The organism is Aquimarina sp. 433, assembly GCF_054054605.1.
Window position 1 is genome coordinate 267,317 of the sequence record NZ_JBSWZK010000001.1, and the last position, 22,637, is coordinate 289,953.

The following is a 22,637-nucleotide window of genomic DNA, read 5'->3' on the forward strand; positions in this document are numbered from 1 at the left end:
GTCAAATCCTATTTTCAAAAAAGTGTAATAGAAATTCTTCATAAATCATTACAAAATACATTTAATTTAATTTTTTAATAATTTAATTAATTTTTTGTTAATATTATTAATCTAATTTTATTAATTTAACATTAATATTCACACAAACTCAAACTCCATGAAATTAAAAATTACGCTCATTACCTTATTGACCAGTACCTTGTTATTTGCTCAAAGCTTTACCGAAGTACAATTACCAAAACCAGATCAACTAAATCCTTTTTTTATAGGACCTCTTTTTAAATCCACTATTCATTATGGTGCTACTCCACCAAATTATAATGGAAAAGTTCTCCTATTTAATCATGGTTATATTGATCTGAATCAAAATCAATTTTTATTTGATAATTCTTTTTATAAAGAAACCTATAAAGAAGGTTATCAAGCCGTTTTTGTAGCTACAACAAGAGGAGGTGGTATATGGGTTAATGGAGAATTACTTGCAGAATCCATAGATATCGTTACTGCAAAGTACAATGTTTCTGATGTAACTATCATTGCTCATAGTAATGGAGGAAAAGCTGCAGAAGCAGCTATGATAGCATATGGTAAGAAAAATCAAGTATCTCAGGTTTTTGCTTTAGGGACGCCCTATTGGGGAACATATTTGGCAGATATCTCTCAAATGCCTTGGCTAAACTGGGCTTGGCGATTAACAGGGCTTAATGAAGGAGCAAGAACCTCTACCACTTATTATTGTAGAGATGTGGTTCGACCATATTTAGACAATAATGAAAATAATGAACCAGATAAATTTGTCATCTTAGGTGCTTCTGGATATTTCACTGGATCTAATCTATTGGCTAGAGCAGCTTTTACTTTAACTGGAGGTGTTTTATTACCTGTACAAGGAGCTAATGATGGCGTGGCACCTTATTCGAGTACCCTAAGGCCTGGTGGAGAATACGTATTCCGTAAAAATGATTATCGTGCATTTTTTGATCATCTAGATGTTAGCTTTGGACAGTTTAGTTGGCCTTATGTAAAATCCTATTTGCAAAATAGATCCCAAAGAAGTCCCAATACACTTAACTCGACTATCTCTAATAATTATATTACTACCAGTAATTACTATATTATCCATTCCGAAAATGAGTATGACCAAATTGTACTTGATAAAAATTCAACATTTGCAGTGGCAGAGATCATTCACGAAAACGCTGAGGCTCAATTTACCAGTACTTCAGAAAATCAAAAAAAGACTGAACTATTAAAGCCTCAACAACAGGAAGAGCACAAGACCATCATCACTGTAGCTAATAACAAACAACAATTAAAAAGTGATTCTCGCTTTGCCGCATTCATAAAACAAAATAATGGAATTACCATGAAGTTAGAACATCAACCTAAAGGTATATTTCCGATATTAAAAGTTGACATTATCGCAGAGCAAAAAGACAAACAAGTACCAAGAAATACCGAAGTTCGTGGTGTGATTATAAAAACTTCAGAAATAAATGGCGTAGCGCAAGAAAATGATCCACGATTAATTAGCTTTAGCAAAAAGAATGGAAGCTTTTACTTTAATACTAAAGGACTAGAAGATGGGGTTTACAGTTTATTTTTAAATTCTGAAAGCGAAGGTAATTTTAAAAGAAGTATTATTTCTGGATTTGTAGTTGGAGATGTCTATAAATCTATGAATACTGAAGAAATAAATACACCAATAACAACAGAAAAATCTTTAACAATTACTCCAAACTCTGTTAAAGACAACGCTATTTTAACACTAACAGGATATCCCAACAATAGTGATCAAATTACATTAGCAATTTATGATATAAGTGGAAAAAGAATTAAGGATTTTGTAATTCCTACCAATCAAAATTCGAAATATGATATCTCTAATAATCTTCAATCACTATCCAGAGGTATCTATCTATTACAAGTCAACAAGGAAAAAGTAGTAAAATTTGTAAAGGAGTAAAAATGTAAGCCATTCATACAAAGACTATTGCCAGTGGGATTCAATTTTGAGCTTATTCGTTAATAAAAAACGGATCAAAATGTATGATCACATTGGCAGTGGCTTCATTATTTTGTACTTTCGTCCAGTTACAAAACACATCTCATGAAGAAGATTCAAATGGTTGACCTAAAGGGTCAATACGAACAAATAAAAGAACGTGTAGATGCATCGATTCAGGAAGTAATCTCATCTGCAGCCTTTATAAATGGTCCCGAAGTCCATAGTTTTCAGAAGGAATTAGAAGAATATTTAGCTGTAAAACACGTAATTCCTTGTGCTAATGGTACGGATGCATTGCAAATAGCAATGATGGGACTAGGTTTAAAACCTGGAGATGAAGTAATCACTGCTGATTTTACTTTCGCAGCCACAGTAGAAGTAATTGCTTTATTGCAGCTTACACCTGTTTTAGTTGATGTAGAAGAAGATTCTTTTAATATAAATCCAGAAGCTATTCGTAAGGCAATAACACCGAATACAAAAGCAATTGTACCCGTTCATTTATTTGGGCAAGCTGCTAATATGGATGAAATTATGGCTATTGCCAATGAACATAATCTTTATGTGATTGAAGATAACGCCCAAGGGATAGGTTCTAGTTATAAGTTTGCTGATGGAAAAGTTGCCAAAACAGGAACTATTGGACATGTTTCTTCTACTTCTTTTTTCCCTTCTAAAAATTTAGGATGTTACGGAGATGGAGGCGCTATCTTTACCAATGATGATGAATTAGCTCATACCATAAGAGGTATTGTAAATCATGGTATGTACAAACGATATCATCATGATGTAGTTGGAGTAAACTCTCGTTTGGATTCTATACAAGCCACTGTACTAAGAGCTAAACTACCTAATCTAGACTCTTATAATAATGCAAGAAGAGCAGCTGCTAGAAAATATAGTAAAGCTTTTGAAGGTATCGAAAACATCGTAACCCCAAAAGTAAAAGGAAATAGCTGTGGAACTGGAGTTGATACTATTTGTGATACTTGTAATTGCCACGTATTTCATCAATATACCCTTCGTGTGCTCCATGCAGATCGTGATGCTTTAGTAAACCATTTAAACGAAGCTGGAATTCCTTGTGGTGTATATTATCCAATACCATTACATAAGCAAAAAGCTTATCTAGACGATCGCTATAATGAAGATGATTTCCCTGTAACGAATCAGTTAGTACAAGAAGTAATTTCGTTACCAATGCATACAGAATTGGATGACGAACAAATTGACTTCATTACTAAAACAGTAATTGATTTTGTCTCAAAATAAACTTAACTTGTAGGATAGAATGGAGCGTAAATTTCATTCTATGCTACCAACGATAACAACACCCTTAGTTTAAACAACTAAATACAACCATATAAACCACCCAAAATGGATTCACTTTGTATCTGTTATAATCTGGTTGATCATGCCAATCTACCAGGAATTCCCCCATTACCAGAAGCATATATCGTACCTATAAAACCTAATGGTCTTGGGTACGTAGAAAAACAAGCAACTCCTGCAATTCTAGACAGCTTTGGTATTCCTTATTTAGAAACGGCTCATGAACAGTTACTGGAAATCTGCTCCAGTTTAAAAGTTGCAGTTTTAGAACAAAAATTTAGACCCGCTAAAAAAAGAAAAACTTTTGGATTGGCGGATATCCTAAAAGAACCTAAGATTAAAGATGTGGTTATTAACCACATACATGATAAGCTTACCTCTTTCTATGCTTTAGTTATTGAAAATGAGTATCCAATCATTCATAATGCGCAAAGAAAAGATCCATTTGAAGTACATCGACTATCGATAGGAGCTAATACATTACATCCTATTCTAGAATTCACGAAAACAGAAGATGGTATCGATTACGCATTTACGCTTAAGGAAGAAGAACGTGTCATAGTTCCGCAAAATCATAGCATTCAAATATTGTTAAATGAACCTTCTTGGATTTCTATTGACAAAACGGTTTATCACATCAATAACTTAAATGCTAATAAATTAAAACCGTTTTTTAGTAAAGAAAAAATAACCATTGCAAAAAAACACATTAAAACGTATTTGGATAAAGTTATTCTTCCTGTAATTAAAAATGTAGATGTAATTGCAAATGGTTTTGAGATACTGATACACAAAAACATAGCTTCCTACAAAATAGAAGTGATCCAAGATTTTATTACTGAAAATTTTGTTGCGAAAGTTGTTTTCGATTATGGAGAAGCAGCTTTTGACTATCATAGTAATAAAAAAACCTCTTCTGATGTGCATTTTGGAGCAAATGAAGAAATTCAGATTACTCAGACCAAAAGAGATGCAGAAGCAGAAAAAGAAGTTATTGCGCGATTGACTGCAAAAGGATTAACCCTAAATTCTAATCTCTTATTAGAAACAGACAATTCTGATGATCCTTTAGCTATTTTTAATTGGATACAAAAAAATCATAAGGAGTTAGAGTTAGAAGGATTCGATATTACTCTTCCTGATTTCGACGACAAAAAGGTTACTCTAGATTCGCATCAATTAGAATTGCAACATAAAAAAAAAATGACTGGTTCGATATCAAAGGAATAGTTCAGATTGGGAATCAAGAGATTCCTTTTTCAAGATTTATTCCTTACATCAAAGCTAATAATCGCTTTTTCCCATTAGAAAGTAATTCTTCTGTATTTATCATTCCTTTAGAATGGATGACCAGATATAAAAAGATAGCGAATTTTAGTACCATAAAAGATGAAACTATTCTCGTAAACAAGGGTAATTATACCTTATTAACAGAGATTATTCCTCCTTCAGAATTAGAAATCGATACAATTCCGGACGAAACGTATCAACCATCATCCAAACTAAAAGCTACCTTACGACCGTACCAAGAAGAAGGCGTAAAATGGTTGGTAAAACATCAACAAAACCAATTAGGTGCTTGTCTTGCTGATGATATGGGACTTGGAAAAACCTTGCAAACAATAGCAACCTTAGTATTCACTAAGGAGCTTCTAACTCCAGAACCAAATGCTGTACAAACCGTTCGTTTAGATTTATTTAGTGATCCTTTGGAAATAAAAACATATCTAAAAGCTTTAATCGTTTTGCCCTCATCACTTGTTTTTAATTGGGCTCAGGAAATATTAAAGTTCGCACCTCACTTAACCATTACAAAATACACCGGCAGTGATCGAAAAAAGGTTGCACCGTATTTAGAAACCTATGATGTTATTTTAACCACCTATACAACTTTATCTAAGGATATTAACATACTCCAAAAAACACAGTTTAACTACATCATTACAGATGAAAGTCAGCAAATAAAAAACAAAGAGTCTAAAATCTTTAAAGCTATAAATGAAATACAAGCAACACATAAAATCTCGTTAAGCGGTACACCTATAGAAAACTCTCTATCCGATCTTTGGTCACAAATGGAATTTATTAATCCTGGTATGCTCGGTAGTTTTCCGTTTTTTAAAGATCATTTTAAAACACCTATAGAAAAACATCAAAACCAAGAACGAATTGAAGAACTTAAATTACTAATAGAACCATTTATTTTAAGAAGAACCAAAGAACAGGTTGCTAAAGATTTACCAGAACTATCAGAACAAGTTATTTATACAGAAATGTTACCTGCTCAAGAGAAAGCGTATGAAGCTCAGAAATCTGCCGCCAGAAATTTATTATTAGGCATAGATACCGAGGGAACAAACAAAATACATATACTCAATACACTTACCAATTTAAGACAATTAGCTAATCACCCAAAACTTGTGGATTCTCAAACCGAAAATCCTTCTGGAAAGTTTAAAGATGTTATATCCTATCTAGATACTTTGATAAAATCAAATAAAAAAGTATTAATTTTTAGCTCTTTTGTTTCCCATTTAGATATTTATAAAGAATGGAGTAAGGCTCAAAACATTTCTTTTGTTAGCCTTACCGGTCAGACCAAAAGTTCGGATAGAGAAAAAATAGTTTGCGATTTCCAGGAAAATGATTCGATCTCTCTATTCTTTATTTCTCTAAAAGCAGGAGGTGTTGGGTTAAACCTCACCAAAGCATCCTACGTGTTACTATTAGATCCTTGGTGGAATCCTTTTATCGAAAAACAAGCAGTAGCACGAGCACATCGTATTGGACAAAAAAATAACGTAATGGTCACTCGCTTTATTACCAAAAATACTATCGAAGAAAAGATATTACAACTACAAGAAAGAAAACAACATCTTTCTGAAGAAATCATCGATATTAATACCATCCCAGACTATATAGAAAATGATCTGGAAGAATTATTGAAATAGATTTAGACTTTGAAAAATATAATCATGGCAATTTTTATTTTTTGCAGTAGTAAGGATTTGTTGTAATATTATTTCTTTTCATCTGTCATTAAAGAAAAACATGATATATAATTTGAATATAAAATACATTTTAGCCTTACTTATAATTGTTTTCAATTTTGGCTCCTGTTCTTCTCAGGAATCAATAATAATAGAGCAACAAAAAATCAGTTGGCAGGATTATCCTCATTTATATTCTGACAATACCAAGTCTACATTCAAAGATAGGGTTCACTTTCTTGAAAATATAGATATGCATGAAATCACTTATCTCAGTGATGGATTAAAAATCCAGGCTTTTGCTGCGATTCCTAAAAAAGAAGGGAAATATCCTGTGATTATCTACAATCGTGGTGGCAATAGAGACTTTGGAGCATTACAGTTATTTAGAGGTGAAATGAAACTCCCTGCCGCTTACATATTCTCCCAATTAGCAAACGAAGGTTATATTGTGATCGGATGCAACTATAGAGGATCTGGTAAAAGCGAAGGCATGGAAGAATTTGGTGGTAGCGATGTAAATGATATTTTAAACCTTACCAAAGTAGTCGAAGAATTACCAAAAGCAGACACCAATCGAATAGGTATGTATGGCTGGAGTCGAGGTGGAATGATGACATATATTGCTTTGACTAAAACAGACATCATTAAAGCAGCAGTAGTAGGAGGTGCAAAGTCTGATTTACGAACTATTGATCGTCCTAATATGGAAAAAGGAGTGTATGAAGAATTAATTCCTAACTACCTTCAAAACAAAAAAGAGGAACTAGAAAAAAGATCTGCAGTTTTATGGGCAGATAAATTTTCTCCTAAAGTTCCAATCCTATTATTACATGGCAATGCTGATTGGAGAGTAAAATCCACAAACTCCTTACAATTAGCACTAGAATTAGAAAAATACAGAATTCCATACAGATTAAAAGTGTATGAAGGAGCAGATCATGGTATCAGCCAGTTTAGAGAAGAAAGAGATCAAGATGTAATTCACTGGTTCAACACCTATCTAAAAGAAGACACTCCATTACCCGACATGGAATTCCATGGGAGATAACTGTTTAGAGCTGCAATAATTCTAAAAGAAATCATAATCTAGATATTGGTTAAATTAATTTATTTTAAATTGTTTGCCTTATAAATACACGAACAACTTTTATACATATTTAGATTATGAAACTCATTTACACATTGCTTTTAGCAATAATAAGTACTACCCTATTTTCACAAGACACTTATATCCAATGTGGAAAACTAATTGATACCAAAACTGGAAAAATACTTACCGAAAAAACTATTATCGTATCTGGAAATAAAATCAGCAAAATAGAAACAGGATATACAGAAGGAGAAGGCAATGACATTGTTATAAATCTAAAGGACAAAACAGTAATGCCTGGACTTATCGACATGCACGTACACATGGAGAGTGAATCGAATCCTAAAGCCTATCTAGAGCGTTATACGAACAATGATGCAGATGTTGCTTACAACTCGGTAGGATTTGCAGAAGCTACATTGTTAGCAGGATTTACCACCGTAAGAGATCTTGGAGGAAGCGGCGTAAATATTTCCTTAAAAAAAGCAATTGCTCAGGAAAAAATTATAGGACCACGAATTTTTACTGCTGGAAAAATTATCTCCAGTACAGGTGGTCATGGAGATCCCACGAATGGAAGCAAAAAAACTATTATGGGAGATCCAGGACCTAAAGATGGAGTTGTAAATGGTATAGAAGATGCAAAAAAAGCTGTGAGACAACGTTATAAAAATGGAGCAGATCTTATTAAAATTACTGCTACAGGAGGTGTGTTAAGTGTGGCAAAAAGTGGTTCTAATCCACAATTTAAACTAGAAGAAATAAAAGCCATTTGCCAAACTGCTAAGGATTATGGATTTCATGTAGCGGCACACGCACATGGAGATGAGGGTATGCAACGTGCCTTGAATGGCGGAGTAACTACCATAGAACATGGAACTCTGATGAGCACTAAAACCATGGATCTTATGAAAAAAAAGAAAGCTTATTTGGTCCCTACAATTACTGCCGGCAAAGAAGTAACCGAAAAAGCAGAAATAGACGGGTATTATCCTGCTATTATTGTTCCAAAAGCATTAGAGATAGGTCCTAAAATTCAGGATACCTTTAAAAAAGCTTATAAACGAGGAGTGCAAATTGCATTTGGTACCGATGCAGGAGTTTTTAAACATGGACAAAATGGAAAAGAATTTGGATATATGGTTGAAGCTGGTATGCCTGCAATCACAGCTATTCAATGTGCCACCATTGTTAATGCCAAAGTATTAAATATGAGCAAAGAATTAGGACAAATAGCTCCAGATTTTATTGCAGATATTGTAGCGGTAGACGAAGATCCTAGAGATGATATCAAAACAATGGAGAATGTAGTTTTTGTGATGAAAAACGGAAAAATATACAAGCAATAATTTTGCTTTATACATTTTCTAATTGAAATATCGATTATTCAAACATAAAATTATCAATGACCAAAACTGAGCTTTCTAAATTAACAGATGAAGAACTTTTAATCGAAAAAAAGAAATTAAAGAATTCTAAAATATTCCATGCCCTATTGATTGGATTTATGGCAGGAATTTTTGTAGTCGGAATTGTAGGATGGAGTCTTGCTAAAAAACCATTGGGACTGATCCCAATGTTTATTTTAGCTTTTTTGATTTATAGAATCATCAAAAATTCTAAAAACAATAAAGAACTTGAAGAAATCCTAAAAGAAAGAAAATTAAATTAAGGAATTCTAAATACTTCAGACTAACCTAAAAAAACAGCATTAGTTATTATAATTTCTAATGCTGTTTTAAGAGTTAAAAAAAGATAGTATACACTATTAAATAAATTGAATAAAAGATTTATAGTACATGCTATCCGATTCCAAAAAAATGATAAGCTCATGAAAAAGACGCTCAACTATATTCTTTTAGGAGGAATCCTACTTTTTGGGGTATTTTACACATACACCAAATTAACAGCTGCTTCTAATGGAAATATAGCTCCAGATTTTGAAGCTGAACTAATAGATGGAACACCTTTTAAATTATCAAATCTTCAAGGTAAATATGTACTATTGGATTTTTGGGGATCGTGGTGTGCGCCGTGCTTAAGAGAAAGTCCAGAACTAGTGGCGCTACATAACAAACATTCTAAGGATCTTACCGTAGTTACAGTAGCTCTTGAGAAAAATCTAAAGTCTTGGGAAAAGGTTACTAATAAATATGGATATACTTGGAAGCATCAGATTGTAAATCAAAATCGTTTTGTACTCTTATCAGATATTGCCAGAAAATACGGTGTTTCCGAAATACCTTCCAAGTTTTTAATTGCTCCAGATGGTACACTCTTAGGGAATTACTCTTTCAAAGAAATCGATAAAATACTTAACAATAAAAGGTAGAATTAAATATTATCTTATCTATTAATGTACAGATACCCAGCTCTATCTTTTGCTCCTTCAATAGTTAATACATAGTAATACGTTCCTTCTGGTAATTTTGATTCTTTCGATACCGTTGCTCTACCCTCAGAAATACCAGCAAAGTTTTGATTTTCGTGATATGCTTTCTTTTGAAACACTAATACTCCCCATCTATTATATATAGACACTTCATTATTTGGGAATTGAGATAAACCCTGAATTCTAAAAGTATCATTGTATCCATCTCCATTAGGCGACACCGCAGTAAAAACTTCTAAATCTCCATCTAGTAATCTGTTAGACGAACCAAAGGTTAATACTTCATAATCATCTGGAATAATTACGTCTGAAGAAATCTCTCCATTATCCAAATCTCCAATCACATTAGTATTCCCTAAGTTTACCCATTTCTTAAGTGATTTACTCCAACCTACCACTCTTAAGTCTTCTACATCTTCTACAAGAGTAGGAATATTACTATTACTATCCCATGTTAAAGTAACCTTAGTACTTTGATTTCCATCTAAATCCCAAAATTCGAAAATACTAACTCCGTATAATAATTCTTCATACTGCTCTGTATTAAATCTCTCAGTAAAAAAATTAGGTGTATTTGGATTTTCAAAAAAGTACGCAGCTCTCGAAGTATTTGTTGCAGCACCACTTTCTATTTTTATTGGTCTTAATCTAAAATCATCACCCACTGGAAAGGAAAAATCTAATAATCCACTTAAAGTAGCATATCCATCAACATATCGTTCATCGCTTTCACCTAAATACGGAGCATCTCCTATATAATCCAATGAGATATTTTTCTGCTCTCTATCTGTTATGACTCTACCATTCACAAATTCCTGAAAATTAGTAACCCCTACAGCTACATCCAAAAACAAACCTTCTTTCGTATCGATTTCTACATCATAAAAAACAGGATTATTGTCACCAGAAACCGTTAAATTATTTTCACTATAAAAACCAACCTTTCCCTTATTATCATTAAACTCACCATCGTTGATAACATCTATATGAAATCCCACTTTTCCAGCACCATGAATTTGTGCATTTCCAAAATTATGAAAAGCGTCTTGTGCAAATCCTAAGAAGCTAACGGCTATTAAAATAAAGGTGAATATTGATTTGAAATTTGACATCTTATTAGGGCTTTATGGTTTTTGTTGATGTAAAAGTAAATTCTTAAAACCCATGTTATCATCGACTCTGGACAGAACAACAATTATTACCTTCGAATGGGAAAATTCCACCGTTTAACCGTCATTTTACCGTTTATCGAAATAAATATAGACGAATGGTTCTCATGAATCGATGAACCTTTAATACCCATATTTCTACTTTAATTTAAAATAGCATATAACCTGATTAAACTCTAAAAACATATTAATAGATAGTATCCCAGCAATTATTTATATTGTACTAGAAATCTCTTTTAATTATGAAGTATCAAATTATTCTATTTACTATATGTAGCATTTTTCTACCCCAATTAGTTTTAGCACAAGAACCTAATCTTGATGCCTTTAAAAACCTTGTAAACAAGGAGTGGAAAGCGGAAGGAAAATGGGGAAACGGAAGCGTTTTTAAACAGGAAACAACTTTTAAGTATGATTTACATAATACTCTAGTGATAGCCAGATCTAAAGGATTTACAAACCAAGAACAAACCGAATATGGATGGCGGAATCATGGTATCAGAAAGTTTGATAAGACTTCCAAGACTATAAAGTTTTGGGAATTTGATGTTTTTGGGGGACTTACTGAAGGAACAGTAATAATCGATGGGAAAAATATTCTATATCAGTATAAATATGGAGATTCTTTGGTAACTGATATGTGGGAATATGTAGATGACAATACCTATAACTTCAAAGTTGGTTCATACGAAAATGGTACCTGGAAACAAGTATACTTAGAAACACAATTCAAAGCGATTTCTCTATAGCATTCTATTATCAAATAAAAAACCTCAAAGTCACTCTTTGAGGTTTTTATTAAGAATTTGTTCAAACTTTTCTTTTAGATCGTAGCAGAAATGGTTTCCATAGATCGATCTACTTTTTTTACTAACCCAGACAATACTTTTCCTGGTCCTACTTCTGTAAATGAGGTAGCACCATCTTTCATCATATTCTTTACACTTTGTGTCCACTTTACTGGAGCTGTTAATTGTGCAATCAGATTCTTTTTAATCTCTTCTGGATCTGTAACTGCTGTTGTAGTCACATTTTGATAAATTGGACACGTTGGTGTACTAAAATTAGTAGCTTCAATTGCTGCTGCCAATTCTTCTCTAGCCGGTTCCATTAATGGTGAGTGAAATGCACCACCAACAGGCAACACCAACGCTCTTCTAGCACCTTTTTCTTTGAGTACTTCACAAGCCTTTTCTATTGCTTCTACTTCTCCCGAAATAACTAATTGACCTGGACAGTTATAATTTGCTGCGACTACAATTCCTTCAATTTCTTCACATACTTTTTCTACAACCTCATCTTCTAATCCCAAAACTGCTGCCATAGTAGAAGGTTTTAATTCACAAGCCTTTTGCATAGCTAACGCTCTTTTAGAAACCAATTGCAATGCATCTTCAAAATTCAGAGCTCCACTAGCTACCAATGCTGAAAACTCACCTAAAGAATGTCCTGCAACCATATCAGGCTTGAATGCATCACCTAACACCTTACTAAGAATTACAGAATGTAAAAAAATAGCAGGTTGCGTCACTTTCGTTTCTTTTAACTCTTCTGCTGTTCCTTCGAACATGATTTTTGTGATCTCAAAACCTAAAATATCATTGGCTTTATGAAAAAGTTCTTTTGCAACTTCTGAATTTTCATATAAATCCAGCCCCATTCCTGAAAACTGAGCCCCTTGACCTGGAAAAACATATGCGTTCATGTATTGTGTATTTTAAAATTTTGACAAAAGTAAGTATAATGTTAATAGTGGTTATTAGTAAACATCTATAATTTTAGGCAAACCAACTATAACCACCTCTGTAAAATATATTGTAATTAAGTATAAACTTTCAGGATTTGTTGCACTCTATCATAATAAGAACTTCCAAAAATATTTAGATGTACTAGCAAATAGTACAATTGCCAAAGATGTATTCTATCTTTCCAATTTGGCTGAAGTGGAAAAACATCATTATAAGTTTGAAACAATTGTGAATCAAAACCACCAAACAGATGCATCATGGCAATATCCATTTCTCTAGGCGCATACGAAACTGCAGGATCAATCAAACATGGATTTCCATCAGAATCCACTATATAATTTCCATTCCACAAATCTCCATGTATAAGACTTGAACCTTGTTTTGGAATCTCTTTTTCAATATTGCTACAGAAAGCATCTAAATTCTGAAAAGAAAAACCCTTTTGGAATGCTAAGGTAAATTGTGGATATAATCGTTGAGTAATATAAAATTCTGCAGCAGAATTACAATCAGTATTACACTGAGGTAGACTTCCAATATAATTATCACTTTCGAAACCAAAAAACGGTCTACTTTTTTGGTGCATTAACGCTAACTGCTCACCAAAATTCATCCAAAAACTTTTAACTGGTCTTCCAATTGGAATATACTCTAGCAATAAAAATGCAGTATTCTCATAATATCCATGTTGTATTACATTAGGAACTCTAAAAATTTTTGCTTTTTCTAATTCTTGTAGTCCGATCGCCTCAGCCTCGAACATCTTTGGAAAATCGGATAGACTATTAAGCTTAAGCACCAGTTTTCTCGTACCAGTTTCTAGGAAAAAAACTTGATTAATATCACCGCCAGTGAGTGGTTTTTTTTCTTTTACCTCTTCTTCTAGTAAATCTTCAATATACTTTATGAAATGGATGGAAAACAAGTTAGAGTTACTTCTTTTTATACGTTAAGTAAGTAAACCCATATTCATGACGATCATCTGCTCCATGAAGCTCCTTATTTTCTAGAACCCATATTTCAGGATCTATTTCAGGAAAGAAAGCATCAGCATCAAATTTGCCATGAACTCGTGTAAGCTCAATACTGTCTGCATAATCTAATCCTATCTTATAAATCTCTCCTCCACCAATAATAAATGGTTGTGGATCATCTTTTGAAACCTTTAATGCTTCCTCCATAGAATGCACAACGATAACACCTTCTGGCTTATATTCTGGATTTCTTGTAATCACTACATGAACACGATTTGGTAGCAGTTTCGGAAACGACTCAAACGTTTTTCGTCCCATGATAATATGGTGTCCCGTTGTTAATTGCTTGAAACGTTTAAAATCATTTGGCAAATGCCAAACCAAGTCATTATCCTTACCCAGCGCATCATTTTCTCCCGCAGCTGCAATCATTGTTATATTTTGACTAAGTTTTTCTGCACTAATAGTTTTGGTCATAGTAGCTTGTTGTCCTTGTTTAATAAAATCATCTTTCTTTTTCAACAGTTCGTCTTTAGGATACATCTTGTCCACATCTTTTTGAATCAATTCAATTTCTGCTTTTTGTTTCGCAATCAAGCGCTCCATTTGATTACTTGTCCAATCAGCTCCCATAAACTTATGAAACAACCAAACATTACAAAAATGGAGTACAAATAAGAATGCCCAACAAATAACTGCTACGATGGACCAGTTAATTCCAAAAAAGGTATACTCTTTACCAAATCCAATTAATAGATTCAATACCACTAAAAATAATGAACCAACCAAGAACACAATAAAGTGTTGAAACAGTCTTTTCTTTTGAACAACTCTTTTACGCGCATGCTCATATAATTCTTTTTGAACAGGATCAATTTGTGGAGTATCTTTTCTTTTTGAAAACATTTTAATGGTACCTTAGTGACACTTGATTAATATCAAAGTAAATATAAAGGTTTTGGTAAAAAGCCCTAAACGAACTTATGAAGAATTTACAAAAAGAATTTCCCGTACTATCTCAAAACACTTACTTAAACACAGCTTCCTCTGGGTTGCTCTATGATTCTTTACTCGATTATAGACAGGAGCATGATTTAGATTTTTTGATCGGAGGAAGTATGTTTCGTGATCATCAAGAACAATTTCTAAATACCGTAAGGAAATCCATTGCAGATTTTTGTGGTGGCACTTCAGAAAATACTGTGCTAACTCCTAATTTTTCTATCGGTTTTAATACTATCTTAAACGGATTAGAGAAAAACAAAAAGATTTTGTTATTAGATGAAGATTATCCTTCGATTAATTTTTCTGTAAAAAGTAAAGAATTCGAAGTATGCTATGCGGAGATAAATGCCTCTTTAGAAGAAAATATTTCTGAAGCAATTGCTCAATATTCACCTGATATTTTTGCTTTTAGCTTAGTACAATATATAAACGGAATTACCATAGATCTAGATTTTTTAAAAAATCTAAAAATTAAACATCCAAACCTTCTTATCATAGCAGACGGCACGCAGTTTTGTGGAACAAAAGTTTTCAATTTTGAACAATCTGGAGTTGATATTTTAGGTTGTAGTGGTTACAAATGGCTTTTAGGAGGCTATGGTAATGGTTTTTTACTTTTTAAAGAAGGAGTTCTGAAACAATTAACCCCAAATAGTTATTTAAAAACTTCGTTAAACTCATCATATGACCCATCATATACTAATATTAGATCAAGATACGAATGTGGTCATTTAGACACATTCAACTTCGGGAGTTTGCAACATTCAATTCAGTTTCTTTCTAAAATTGGACTTTCAGAAATTGAAGAAAAAATCAAGGAATTATCTACTTATGCAAAGCATAATTTTACCGATCTTGGAGTATTAGACAAAGTTGCTAAGCAACGAAATGATAATAGTGCGATTTTCAACATTAAAGGAGACCAGAAACTACACAACACTCTTAAAGAAAAAAACATCATTACCTCACTAAGAGGAAATGGTATTAGAATAAGTCTTCATTTTTATAATAATAAAGAAGACATTGACAAGCTTGTCGGAATACTACATCGTTATCGTTAATATTTAATTGTTAATTGTTGATTAAATTATTGAAAATCTGACTCTTCACACTTTTGTTTTTTAATGTTTTGTATTAATTTAACAGATAATTTTATTAACTAAGAATTAATTATAAACAAGAATTATGGCTATAACCAAACAATACTTAAAGTCAAAACCAATTTGCAAAGTTACTTTTTCTGTCCCTGCAAAAGAAGCATCAAGCGTTTCTGTAGCTGGGGAATTTAACGAGTGGAACACAGAAGCTACTGTATTGAAAAAATTGAAAAATGGTACGTTTAAAGGAACTTTAAATCTTCCTAAAGATCAAAAATTTGAATTTAAATACGTGGTTGACGGAGAGTGGACAAATGAAACAGAAGCTGATGGATATCAGTGGAACGATTTTGCTGCTGCTGAAAATAGCATATTAGTACTTTAAGCTAAAATATATAAAATTGAGGTTGTATTACTCTACAACCTCAATACCTTTCCAAAATGCTACATATCCTTTGATTTGCTTAGCTAAATCACTAGTTTCAGGATAATACCAAGCGGCATCTTTATTTTCTTTACCATTTACAGAAACGGTATAATAAGATGCTACACCCTTCCATGGACAGTTGGTATGTGTGTCACTAGGCTTAAAAAACTCTTTCTTTATTGCCTCAGGAGGAAAGTAGTGATTGTTCTCGATTACTTTAGTGTCATTGCTTTCTGCAATTATTTCATTATTCCATATGGCTTTCATAGCTTTCTTATTTTATATTTTTTTTATTCTGACTTTTTGAACACATAGTTCTTATAATATTCATTTTCGTCCGTAAAATCATTAGTAATAACAAAGCCTGATTCTTTTGCTAGCCATTTCACAGTATCATCATCATATTTCTGAGAAATCTCTGTATGTATACTTTCCCAAGCTTCAAAATGCACTTGTAGTTCTAAACAATCAATATCTACTGTTTGCTTCTTTTTACTTACCAAATAACTTTTTGCGGTACCACTTTCGGGATCATATACTTCCCAATGCATAAAAGCATCAACATCAAAATTACCTCCAAGTTCCTTATTAATTCTTGTTAAGACATTTTTATTAAAAGCAGCTGTTACACCTGTTTGGTCGTTATAAGCATCTAAAACTTTCTGCGGATGTTTTTTTTGATCAAATCCAATAAAAACTTCGTCATCAGCATTCATTACCGCGTTCAATTTTTTCAAAAACTGAATTGCTCTTGGATGCAAGAGATTACCAATATTAGAACCTAAAACCATAATCACCTTCTTACGTACACTTATGTGTTTCAACCTATCCAATACTTCAAAGTACTCTCCTATTTGACCTTTTACCTGAAGTTCTGGTATTTCTAAAGAAAGATTTTCTACCAATCCATCAACAGCATGCTTACTAATATCAATCGGATGATATGTTACATCATAATTCTCTTTCAATAATTCTTTTAATAACACTTTAGTTTTTTTTCCATCTCCAGCGCCAAGTTCAATTAAATCAAACCCTTTTTTAGAAGGATCAAAACTCTTTAAAATATTCGTTTTATGTAATTTAAAAATATCATACTCGGCATTGGTAAGATAATATTCTGGCAATTCCATAATTTTCTGAAAAAGCTTATCACCAACTTCATCATAAAAATATTTAGATGAAAGATATTTTGGAAAACTAGTTAATCCTTCGTGTACTTCTTTTCCGAAAGTACACATTAAAACGCTTTGATCTTTTGAACTCATGTAAAAGGGGAATTACTTACTTTTTACTAATCGCAATCCGTTAAATTGCCATCTTAGTTGTGGGTGAAAAAAATTACGATATGTTGGTCTTGTATGATTTTTAGGAGTTGCTATGGAACCTCCTCGGAGTACTTTTTGATTAACCATGAACTTTCCGTTATATTCTCCGAGTGCTCCTGGAGCTTTAGCATAATTAGGGTATGGTAAATAGGCGCTTTCTGTCCATTCCCATCGCAATCCCCAATCAAATAATTTATGGGCAACTTCCCATTCGAATTCTGTCGGCAAACGTTCTCCTTTCCATTGTGCATACGCAAAAGCTTCATAATAAGATAAATGTGTCACTGGAGCATTTAAATCCAATTGTTGCAGTCCTTGCAAAGTATATTGATGATATTCTCCATTAATCTTATGCCAATACAAAGGGGTTTTTACTTTTTCGGTGTTAAGCCAGTCCCACGCTTCGGCATGCCACAAAAGGCTATCCTCATATCCTTTATCATTGATAAAATCCAAGTACTCTTTATTAGTAACTAGATTATGTGCTATTTTATATGCTTCTAGAAATACTTTATGAACTCCCAACTCATTATCGTAACAAAAATCTTCTCCTTTATAACCAATTTCATAAATACCTTCGGCAATAAGGTGATATTTATCAGAAGCACTGCTATTCGGATTTTCATCAAAAGTGCTACTGTATTTTGGAAGTAAAGGATTATTACCTAAAATAAATTTAATATCCGTTAGCAATAACTCTTGGTGCTGTTTCTCATGATGTATTCCAATTTCTACAAGAGATCTCAATTCTTCATCCTCCATACTTTCTAGAAGTACCTGCAAGTGATTGGTGACATAATCTCTATATTGATATACCTCATTGACTGTGGGACGAGATAAATTACCTCGATTGGTTCTCACTACTCGTTTTCCGATACTTTCATAATAGCTATTAAATACAAAGGCAAAGTCTTCATGAAACCTTTTATAATCAGCATAATATCTTGTAAGAATAAATTCTTCGAAAAACCAAGTAGTATGACCTAGATGCCATTTCGGTGGAGATACATCAACGATGGGTTGCACAACGTAATCTTCGATCTGAAGCGGGGAACAAATTTCTTCTGTATGAGCTCTTGTCTCTAACAAGGAAGAAAGCAAATTATCAGTAATTACCATAAAAAAAGAGTGTATTCGATTTACGAATACACTCAAATTTAATAATTTTTAAGCTGTATCTACCTAATAAAGGAGTTAATCCATTGTTAAATATGGAATATTAATTACTAGGTTTTATAAAGGTAATTGGCACTTCATATGCTATAGCTATCGGCTTTTTTCCCCACTTTCCGGGTTTCATTTTAGGAATTGCTCTAACGATCCTAACAGCTTCTCTCTGCAAGTGTCTGTGCCCACCTTTTACATCAATCACCTCTGCTTTACCTTTATTATTAATAATAAATTCTACAGTAACTGTACCTTCCAAGCCTTCTTTAGCGGCAATTTCTGGATATCTAAAATTAGAGATGATATGCTTTCGCAGGTTATTATCAAAACACTTAATAGGTGTTTGTCTGGATTTATCGCATTTTGGCCATATTGGCGTAATCCCCTTTTCATTTGCATTTTCTTTGGAAAGAATAATATTATCCTGAGCAAACAAGAAGGTGGAACATAAAATTGTAATAATAAGTAATAGTTTCTTCATAGTAATTCAGTTTAAATTTGGGGGTTAAACTGCAACTGCACCTTTAATATGTGGGTGCGGATTATAGTCTTCCAATGTGAAGTCATCAAAAACGAAGCCAAAAATATCTTTTACCTCTGGATTAATCTTTATGGTAGGTAAATTTCTCGGTGTTCTAGACAACTGTAATTCTAATTGCTCTTTATGATTATTATAAATATGTGCGTCTCCAAATGTATGTATAAACTCGCCAGCTTCATATCCAGTTACCTGTGCCATCATCATTGTAAATAATGCATATGACGCTATATTAAAAGGTACTCCTAAAAATATATCTGCACTTCTTTGATACAACTGACAAGATAATTTCCCATTAGCTACATAAAACTGAAAAAATGCATGACAAGGTGGTAGCGCAGCTTTGCCATTAGCCACATTCTCAGAAAATGATTTAGACGTATCTGGCAAGACACTTGGATTCCATGCAGAAACCAACATTCTCCTACTATCTGGGTTCTTTTTTAAAGCTTCTACAATTTCTTGAATCTGATCAATTTCATCTCCGTTCCAGTTTCTCCATTGATATCCATATACAGGTCCCAGATCTCCATTTTCATCTGCCCATTCATTCCAAATCCGAACACCATTATCCTGCAAATACTTAACGTTGGTATCTCCTTTCAAAAACCATAATAACTCATGTATTATAGATTTTAAATGAAGTTTTTTGGTAGTTACCATTGGAAACCCTTCGCTCAAATCAAATCGCATTTGATACCCAAAAACACTTTTTGTTCCTGTTCCCGTTCTATCTCCTTTTTCATTTCCATTCTCCAGTACGTGACGTACCAGATCCAAATATTGCTTCATATTCCCTTTCTGACTTTCTTTTGAGTTTGTTAAAGTTCTACTAATTCCGTCAAATATACGAAAAATAGGTATTGAGCAATCTTTTAATAGCTAGATTATGAAATACTTGTAAAAGTTATTCTAGCATTGAAGTTTCAGCAAAAAAAATCCCTTTCTATTAACCAATAATCATTCCTGCGATTGTAGCAGACAAAAGTGAAGCTATCGTACCCCCAATTAGTGCCTTCATCCCAAACTCCGACAATGTTTTTCGTTGTCCAGGAGCAAGAGATCCTATACCACCTATTTGTATGCCGATAGAAGCAAAATTAGCAAAACCACATAACATGTAGGTAGCCATAATTACTGACTTATTATATGTAAAATGAAGAGTATTTGCTGTATTCTTTAGCTCTGCAAGCTGTATGTATCCCACAAACTCACTAGCCGCTAATTTTATTCCTAAAAGTTGCCCCATTAACATCATATCTTCTTTAGCCACTCCAATTAACCACATCAATGGTGCAAAAATAGTTCCTAAAATAGATTCTAAAGAAAATGTATCATACGGTGTGTTTTCAGCAAGAAACTGATTAAACCCTGTAAAATGTCCTAGTTTATCAAAACAAAAATTAATCATAGCTATAAAAGCCACAAACACCAATAACATTGCGCCTACATTAGCTGCTAATTTTAATCCTTCAGTTGTTCCATTAGCTATAGCATCGAGTATATTAGACCCAATTTTCTCCGAAGAAACCTCAATATTTGTATTAATTGATTCCTGCTGAGGATAAAGCAATTTCGAAATAACTATCGCTCCTGGTGCCGCCATTACAGATGCTGCTAATAAATGTTTCGCAAACTCTAATCTTAAAACAGGGTCATCCCCTCCTAAAAACCCTATATAAGCTGCCAAGACTCCACCAGCTACTGTAGCCATTCCTCCAACCATAACCAAAAGTATTTCAGAACGAGTCATTCTTTCTAAATACGCTTTGATCATCAACGGTGCTTCTGTTTGACCCAAAAAGATATTCCCAGCTACACTTAAACTTTCTGCTCCAGAAATCCCCATTAACTTTGTAAGAATCCATGCCATACCTTTTACAACAATTTGAATAACTCCTAAATAAAATAAAACAGAAGTTAAAGCCGAAAAGAATATGATAGTTGGTAATACTTGAAAAAGAAAAATAAAACCAAAACTTTCAACATCCATCATACCTCCTAACAAGAATTCACTTCCTGCTCTAGTAAAATCTAAAATCTTAACAAATATTTGCCCTACAAATTCAAATGCTTTTTGAACAAAATCAACTTTAAGCACTCCAAATGCAAGTAAAAGTTGTGCTCCAAGACCGATCCCAACAGTCTTCCAATTTATTGCCTTTCTATTACTGCTAAACAAAAATGCAATAACTAATAATACCAGCATTCCTAGAACTCCTCTCCACAAACTTGAAAAAGAAAAACCTTGATTAGGAATTAGCGCATCACCTTGTTCAGCTACAACTGGGGTTTCAGGATCGCTAGGTTTTACAACAAATGAATAGGAAAGGTTATTTTTTGATAGAATCAAGGTAGTATCCGTAATACTTTTCAATCTATATTTAATAATAGAATCTTCTGATTTTTCAGGGAACAGTAATACCACATTTTTTTGCGCTAGATAATCTCCTGTAAGCTTTTCAGAATTTCCTTCAAATGCATAAGAAAAGATACCATTCTGAAAATCCAGATAATCATTATCTCCAACTTGAAAAATAGTTTCATTATCTCCTTTTACATCTTTTAATATCCACTTTTTCTCTATGGATTGCGCTGAGATAATTGTAAATGCAAAAAAAGATAATAGGAAAGAGAGTACTCCTTTTTTCATATATCAATAAGGTAATATTATAATATTTCGGAACAATTAGAAATCAAAATTATCCTCTTTTCGAGATTTCATCTCGTATTCGAGCCGCCAATTCATAATCTTCATTAGCTACTGCTTGTTCTAGCATACGATTTAATTCTTCTAAAGATAAATCCTGATAACTAGTTTCTTTTCCTACCATTTCTACATCATCAGAAACCAATTCATCTACCAACAAACTTTCTGATTCATCTTCACCATCTTTTTTAGGATTTACTTTTAAGTAAATTCCTGCTTGATCAAGAATATTTTTATACGTAAAAATTGGAGCCTGGAATCGCAAGGCTAGTGCTATGGCATCACTGGTTCTAGCATCTATTATTTCTTCAATCTTATCTCTTTCGCAGATAATACTTGAATAAAAAACGCCATCTACCAATTTATGAATGATTACCTGTTTCACGACTACATCAAATCGATCTGCAAAATTTTTGAACAGGTCATGCGTTAAAGGACGAGGAGGTTTAATTTCTTTTTCTAGAGCAATAGCTATAGACTGTGCTTCAAATGCACCAATCACAATTGGCAATTTCCTTTCTCCATCCACCTCACTTAAAATCAATGCATAAGCACCATTTTGGGTTTGACTGTAAGATATTCCTTTTATGTTCAGACGAACTAAACTCATAGTAATTTTCAATAAAAAAAAGGCTGTTTGAACAAATGGACTTTTACCTAAG

General features: G+C 33.0%; 22 protein-coding genes. 11 read left to right on the forward strand and 11 right to left on the reverse strand.

The window, feature by feature from the left end; all coding sequences use genetic code 11:
- The first annotated feature begins 157 nt into the window (after positions 1 to 157).
- The 8 genes from ACWNT5_RS01210 to ACWNT5_RS01245 all read left to right on the forward strand — a co-directional run bounded on the left by ACWNT5_RS01210 (position 158) and on the right by ACWNT5_RS01245 (position 9,755).
- Positions 158 to 1,966: a T9SS type A sorting domain-containing protein gene (locus tag ACWNT5_RS01210; protein WP_456516376.1), complete on the forward strand. Its 1,809-nt coding sequence runs from the start codon at positions 158 to 160 to the stop codon at positions 1,964 to 1,966.
- A 144-nt stretch (positions 1,967 to 2,110) separates the two neighbouring features.
- Positions 2,111 to 3,280 carry a DegT/DnrJ/EryC1/StrS family aminotransferase gene (locus ACWNT5_RS01215; protein WP_456516377.1) on the forward strand — a complete coding sequence of 390 codons (1,170 nt, stop codon included), beginning with the start codon at positions 2,111 to 2,113 and terminating at the stop codon, positions 3,278 to 3,280.
- A 105-nt stretch (positions 3,281 to 3,385) separates the two neighbouring features.
- Positions 3,386 to 4,570: a hypothetical protein gene (locus ACWNT5_RS01220; RefSeq protein ID WP_456516378.1), complete on the forward strand. Its 1,185-nt coding sequence runs from the start codon at positions 3,386 to 3,388 to the stop codon at positions 4,568 to 4,570.
- 116 nt (positions 4,571 to 4,686) lie between these two features.
- The gene (locus ACWNT5_RS01225; RefSeq protein ID WP_456516379.1) at positions 4,687 to 6,291 is read left to right on the forward strand and encodes a DEAD/DEAH box helicase; all 1,605 of its coding nucleotides are present in this window, start codon (positions 4,687 to 4,689) and stop codon (positions 6,289 to 6,291) included.
- A 112-nt stretch (positions 6,292 to 6,403) separates the two neighbouring features.
- Positions 6,404 to 7,381 carry an alpha/beta hydrolase family protein gene (locus ACWNT5_RS01230; protein WP_456516380.1) on the forward strand — a complete coding sequence of 326 codons (978 nt, stop codon included), beginning with the start codon at positions 6,404 to 6,406 and terminating at the stop codon, positions 7,379 to 7,381.
- A gap of 116 nt (positions 7,382 to 7,497) precedes the next feature.
- Complete coding sequence (locus ACWNT5_RS01235) at positions 7,498 to 8,772, forward strand: amidohydrolase family protein (RefSeq protein ID WP_456516381.1); 1,275 nt, start codon at positions 7,498 to 7,500, stop codon at positions 8,770 to 8,772.
- A gap of 56 nt (positions 8,773 to 8,828) precedes the next feature.
- Positions 8,829 to 9,095, forward strand: a complete 267-nt coding sequence (locus ACWNT5_RS01240; protein WP_299603261.1) for a hypothetical protein — start codon at positions 8,829 to 8,831, stop codon at positions 9,093 to 9,095.
- 159 nt (positions 9,096 to 9,254) lie between these two features.
- Positions 9,255 to 9,755: a peroxiredoxin family protein gene (locus tag ACWNT5_RS01245; protein ID WP_456516382.1), complete on the forward strand. Its 501-nt coding sequence runs from the start codon at positions 9,255 to 9,257 to the stop codon at positions 9,753 to 9,755.
- Between the two features lie 14 nt (positions 9,756 to 9,769).
- On the opposite strand, the gene ACWNT5_RS01250 is transcribed toward ACWNT5_RS01245, so the two are convergent.
- Complete coding sequence (locus tag ACWNT5_RS01250; RefSeq protein ID WP_456516383.1) at positions 9,770 to 10,927, reverse strand: gliding motility-associated C-terminal domain-containing protein; 1,158 nt, start codon at positions 10,925 to 10,927, stop codon at positions 9,770 to 9,772.
- Positions 10,928 to 11,226: 299 nt separating this feature from the next.
- On the opposite strand from ACWNT5_RS01250, the gene ACWNT5_RS01255 reads away from it, so the two are divergent.
- Positions 11,227 to 11,733 carry a hypothetical protein gene (locus tag ACWNT5_RS01255; RefSeq protein WP_456516384.1) on the forward strand — a complete coding sequence of 169 codons (507 nt, stop codon included), beginning with the start codon at positions 11,227 to 11,229 and terminating at the stop codon, positions 11,731 to 11,733.
- 74 nt (positions 11,734 to 11,807) lie between these two features.
- Here the strand turns inward: ACWNT5_RS01255 and fabD are convergent, their stop codons facing one another.
- From fabD to ACWNT5_RS01270, 3 genes are all read right to left on the reverse strand, one after another.
- Complete coding sequence (gene fabD, locus ACWNT5_RS01260) at positions 11,808 to 12,689, reverse strand: ACP S-malonyltransferase (protein WP_299603272.1); 882 nt, start codon at positions 12,687 to 12,689, stop codon at positions 11,808 to 11,810.
- Between the two features lie 116 nt (positions 12,690 to 12,805).
- The gene (locus tag ACWNT5_RS01265; protein ID WP_456516385.1) at positions 12,806 to 13,657 is read right to left on the reverse strand and encodes a fructosamine kinase family protein; all 852 of its coding nucleotides are present in this window, start codon (positions 13,655 to 13,657) and stop codon (positions 12,806 to 12,808) included.
- Between the two features lie 7 nt (positions 13,658 to 13,664).
- A complete protein-coding gene (locus tag ACWNT5_RS01270) occupies positions 13,665 to 14,612 on the reverse strand; it encodes a dihydrofolate reductase (protein WP_456516386.1) in 948 nt (315 codons plus the stop codon).
- 77 nt (positions 14,613 to 14,689) lie between these two features.
- Between ACWNT5_RS01270 and ACWNT5_RS01275 the strand changes: the two genes are divergently transcribed.
- Together ACWNT5_RS01275 and ACWNT5_RS01280 are read left to right on the forward strand one after the other, a co-directional pair.
- Positions 14,690 to 15,772, forward strand: a complete 1,083-nt coding sequence (locus ACWNT5_RS01275; RefSeq protein WP_456516387.1) for an aminotransferase class V-fold PLP-dependent enzyme — start codon at positions 14,690 to 14,692, stop codon at positions 15,770 to 15,772.
- 124 nt (positions 15,773 to 15,896) lie between these two features.
- Complete coding sequence (locus ACWNT5_RS01280; protein ID WP_299603284.1) at positions 15,897 to 16,193, forward strand: isoamylase early set domain-containing protein; 297 nt, start codon at positions 15,897 to 15,899, stop codon at positions 16,191 to 16,193.
- A 27-nt stretch (positions 16,194 to 16,220) separates the two neighbouring features.
- Here the strand turns inward: ACWNT5_RS01280 and ACWNT5_RS01285 are convergent, their stop codons facing one another.
- The 7 genes from ACWNT5_RS01285 to ACWNT5_RS01315 all read right to left on the reverse strand — a co-directional run bounded on the left by ACWNT5_RS01285 (position 16,221) and on the right by ACWNT5_RS01315 (position 22,585).
- Positions 16,221 to 16,502 carry a DUF427 domain-containing protein gene (locus tag ACWNT5_RS01285; protein ID WP_299895169.1) on the reverse strand — a complete coding sequence of 94 codons (282 nt, stop codon included), beginning with the start codon at positions 16,500 to 16,502 and terminating at the stop codon, positions 16,221 to 16,223.
- Between the two features lie 23 nt (positions 16,503 to 16,525).
- A complete protein-coding gene (locus ACWNT5_RS01290; protein ID WP_299895167.1) occupies positions 16,526 to 17,500 on the reverse strand; it encodes an L-histidine N(alpha)-methyltransferase in 975 nt (324 codons plus the stop codon).
- 12 nt (positions 17,501 to 17,512) lie between these two features.
- A complete protein-coding gene (gene egtB / locus ACWNT5_RS01295) occupies positions 17,513 to 18,679 on the reverse strand; it encodes an ergothioneine biosynthesis protein EgtB (protein ID WP_456516699.1) in 1,167 nt (388 codons plus the stop codon).
- A gap of 100 nt (positions 18,680 to 18,779) precedes the next feature.
- Entirely contained in the window at positions 18,780 to 19,208 is a 429-nt protein-coding gene (locus tag ACWNT5_RS01300) for an energy transducer TonB (protein ID WP_299603292.1), read from the reverse strand.
- 24 nt (positions 19,209 to 19,232) lie between these two features.
- Positions 19,233 to 20,057 carry a thymidylate synthase gene (locus tag ACWNT5_RS01305; protein WP_299603295.1) on the reverse strand — a complete coding sequence of 275 codons (825 nt, stop codon included), beginning with the start codon at positions 20,055 to 20,057 and terminating at the stop codon, positions 19,233 to 19,235.
- A 157-nt stretch (positions 20,058 to 20,214) separates the two neighbouring features.
- A complete protein-coding gene (locus tag ACWNT5_RS01310; RefSeq protein ID WP_456516388.1) occupies positions 20,215 to 21,918 on the reverse strand; it encodes a NupC/NupG family nucleoside CNT transporter in 1,704 nt (567 codons plus the stop codon).
- Between the two features lie 49 nt (positions 21,919 to 21,967).
- Positions 21,968 to 22,585 carry a bifunctional nuclease family protein gene (locus tag ACWNT5_RS01315; protein ID WP_299603300.1) on the reverse strand — a complete coding sequence of 206 codons (618 nt, stop codon included), beginning with the start codon at positions 22,583 to 22,585 and terminating at the stop codon, positions 21,968 to 21,970.
- Between the last annotated feature and the right edge of the window lie 52 nt (positions 22,586 to 22,637).

Coding starts and splice junctions, on each gene's coding strand:
- ACWNT5_RS01285 (WP_299895169.1), bottom strand. CDS start 16,502: ATGAAAGCCATATGGAATAATGAAATAATTGCAGAAAGCAATGACACT.
- ACWNT5_RS01235 (WP_456516381.1), top strand. CDS start 7,498: ATGAAACTCATTTACACATTGCTTTTAGCAATAATAAGTACTACCCTA.
- ACWNT5_RS01215 (WP_456516377.1), top strand. CDS start 2,111: ATGAAGAAGATTCAAATGGTTGACCTAAAGGGTCAATACGAACAAATA.
- ACWNT5_RS01280 (WP_299603284.1), top strand. CDS start 15,897: ATGGCTATAACCAAACAATACTTAAAGTCAAAACCAATTTGCAAAGTT.
- ACWNT5_RS01240 (WP_299603261.1), top strand. CDS start 8,829: ATGACCAAAACTGAGCTTTCTAAATTAACAGATGAAGAACTTTTAATC.
- ACWNT5_RS01305 (WP_299603295.1), bottom strand. CDS start 20,057: ATGAAGCAATATTTGGATCTGGTACGTCACGTACTGGAGAATGGAAAT.
- ACWNT5_RS01270 (WP_456516386.1), bottom strand. CDS start 14,612: ATGTTTTCAAAAAGAAAAGATACTCCACAAATTGATCCTGTTCAAAAA.
- ACWNT5_RS01315 (WP_299603300.1), bottom strand. CDS start 22,585: ATGAGTTTAGTTCGTCTGAACATAAAAGGAATATCTTACAGTCAAACC.
- ACWNT5_RS01290 (WP_299895167.1), bottom strand. CDS start 17,500: ATGAGTTCAAAAGATCAAAGCGTTTTAATGTGTACTTTCGGAAAAGAA.
- ACWNT5_RS01245 (WP_456516382.1), top strand. CDS start 9,255: ATGAAAAAGACGCTCAACTATATTCTTTTAGGAGGAATCCTACTTTTT.
- ACWNT5_RS01220 (WP_456516378.1), top strand. CDS start 3,386: ATGGATTCACTTTGTATCTGTTATAATCTGGTTGATCATGCCAATCTA.
- ACWNT5_RS01275 (WP_456516387.1), top strand. CDS start 14,690: ATGAAGAATTTACAAAAAGAATTTCCCGTACTATCTCAAAACACTTAC.
- ACWNT5_RS01310 (WP_456516388.1), bottom strand. CDS start 21,918: ATGAAAAAAGGAGTACTCTCTTTCCTATTATCTTTTTTTGCATTTACA.
- ACWNT5_RS01225 (WP_456516379.1), top strand. CDS start 4,687: ATGACCAGATATAAAAAGATAGCGAATTTTAGTACCATAAAAGATGAA.
- ACWNT5_RS01255 (WP_456516384.1), top strand. CDS start 11,227: ATGAAGTATCAAATTATTCTATTTACTATATGTAGCATTTTTCTACCC.
- ACWNT5_RS01210 (WP_456516376.1), top strand. CDS start 158: ATGAAATTAAAAATTACGCTCATTACCTTATTGACCAGTACCTTGTTA.
- ACWNT5_RS01300 (WP_299603292.1), bottom strand. CDS start 19,208: ATGAAGAAACTATTACTTATTATTACAATTTTATGTTCCACCTTCTTG.
- egtB (WP_456516699.1), bottom strand. CDS start 18,679: ATGGTAATTACTGATAATTTGCTTTCTTCCTTGTTAGAGACAAGAGCT.
- fabD (WP_299603272.1), bottom strand. CDS start 12,689: ATGAACGCATATGTTTTTCCAGGTCAAGGGGCTCAGTTTTCAGGAATG.
- ACWNT5_RS01250 (WP_456516383.1), bottom strand. CDS start 10,927: ATGTCAAATTTCAAATCAATATTCACCTTTATTTTAATAGCCGTTAGC.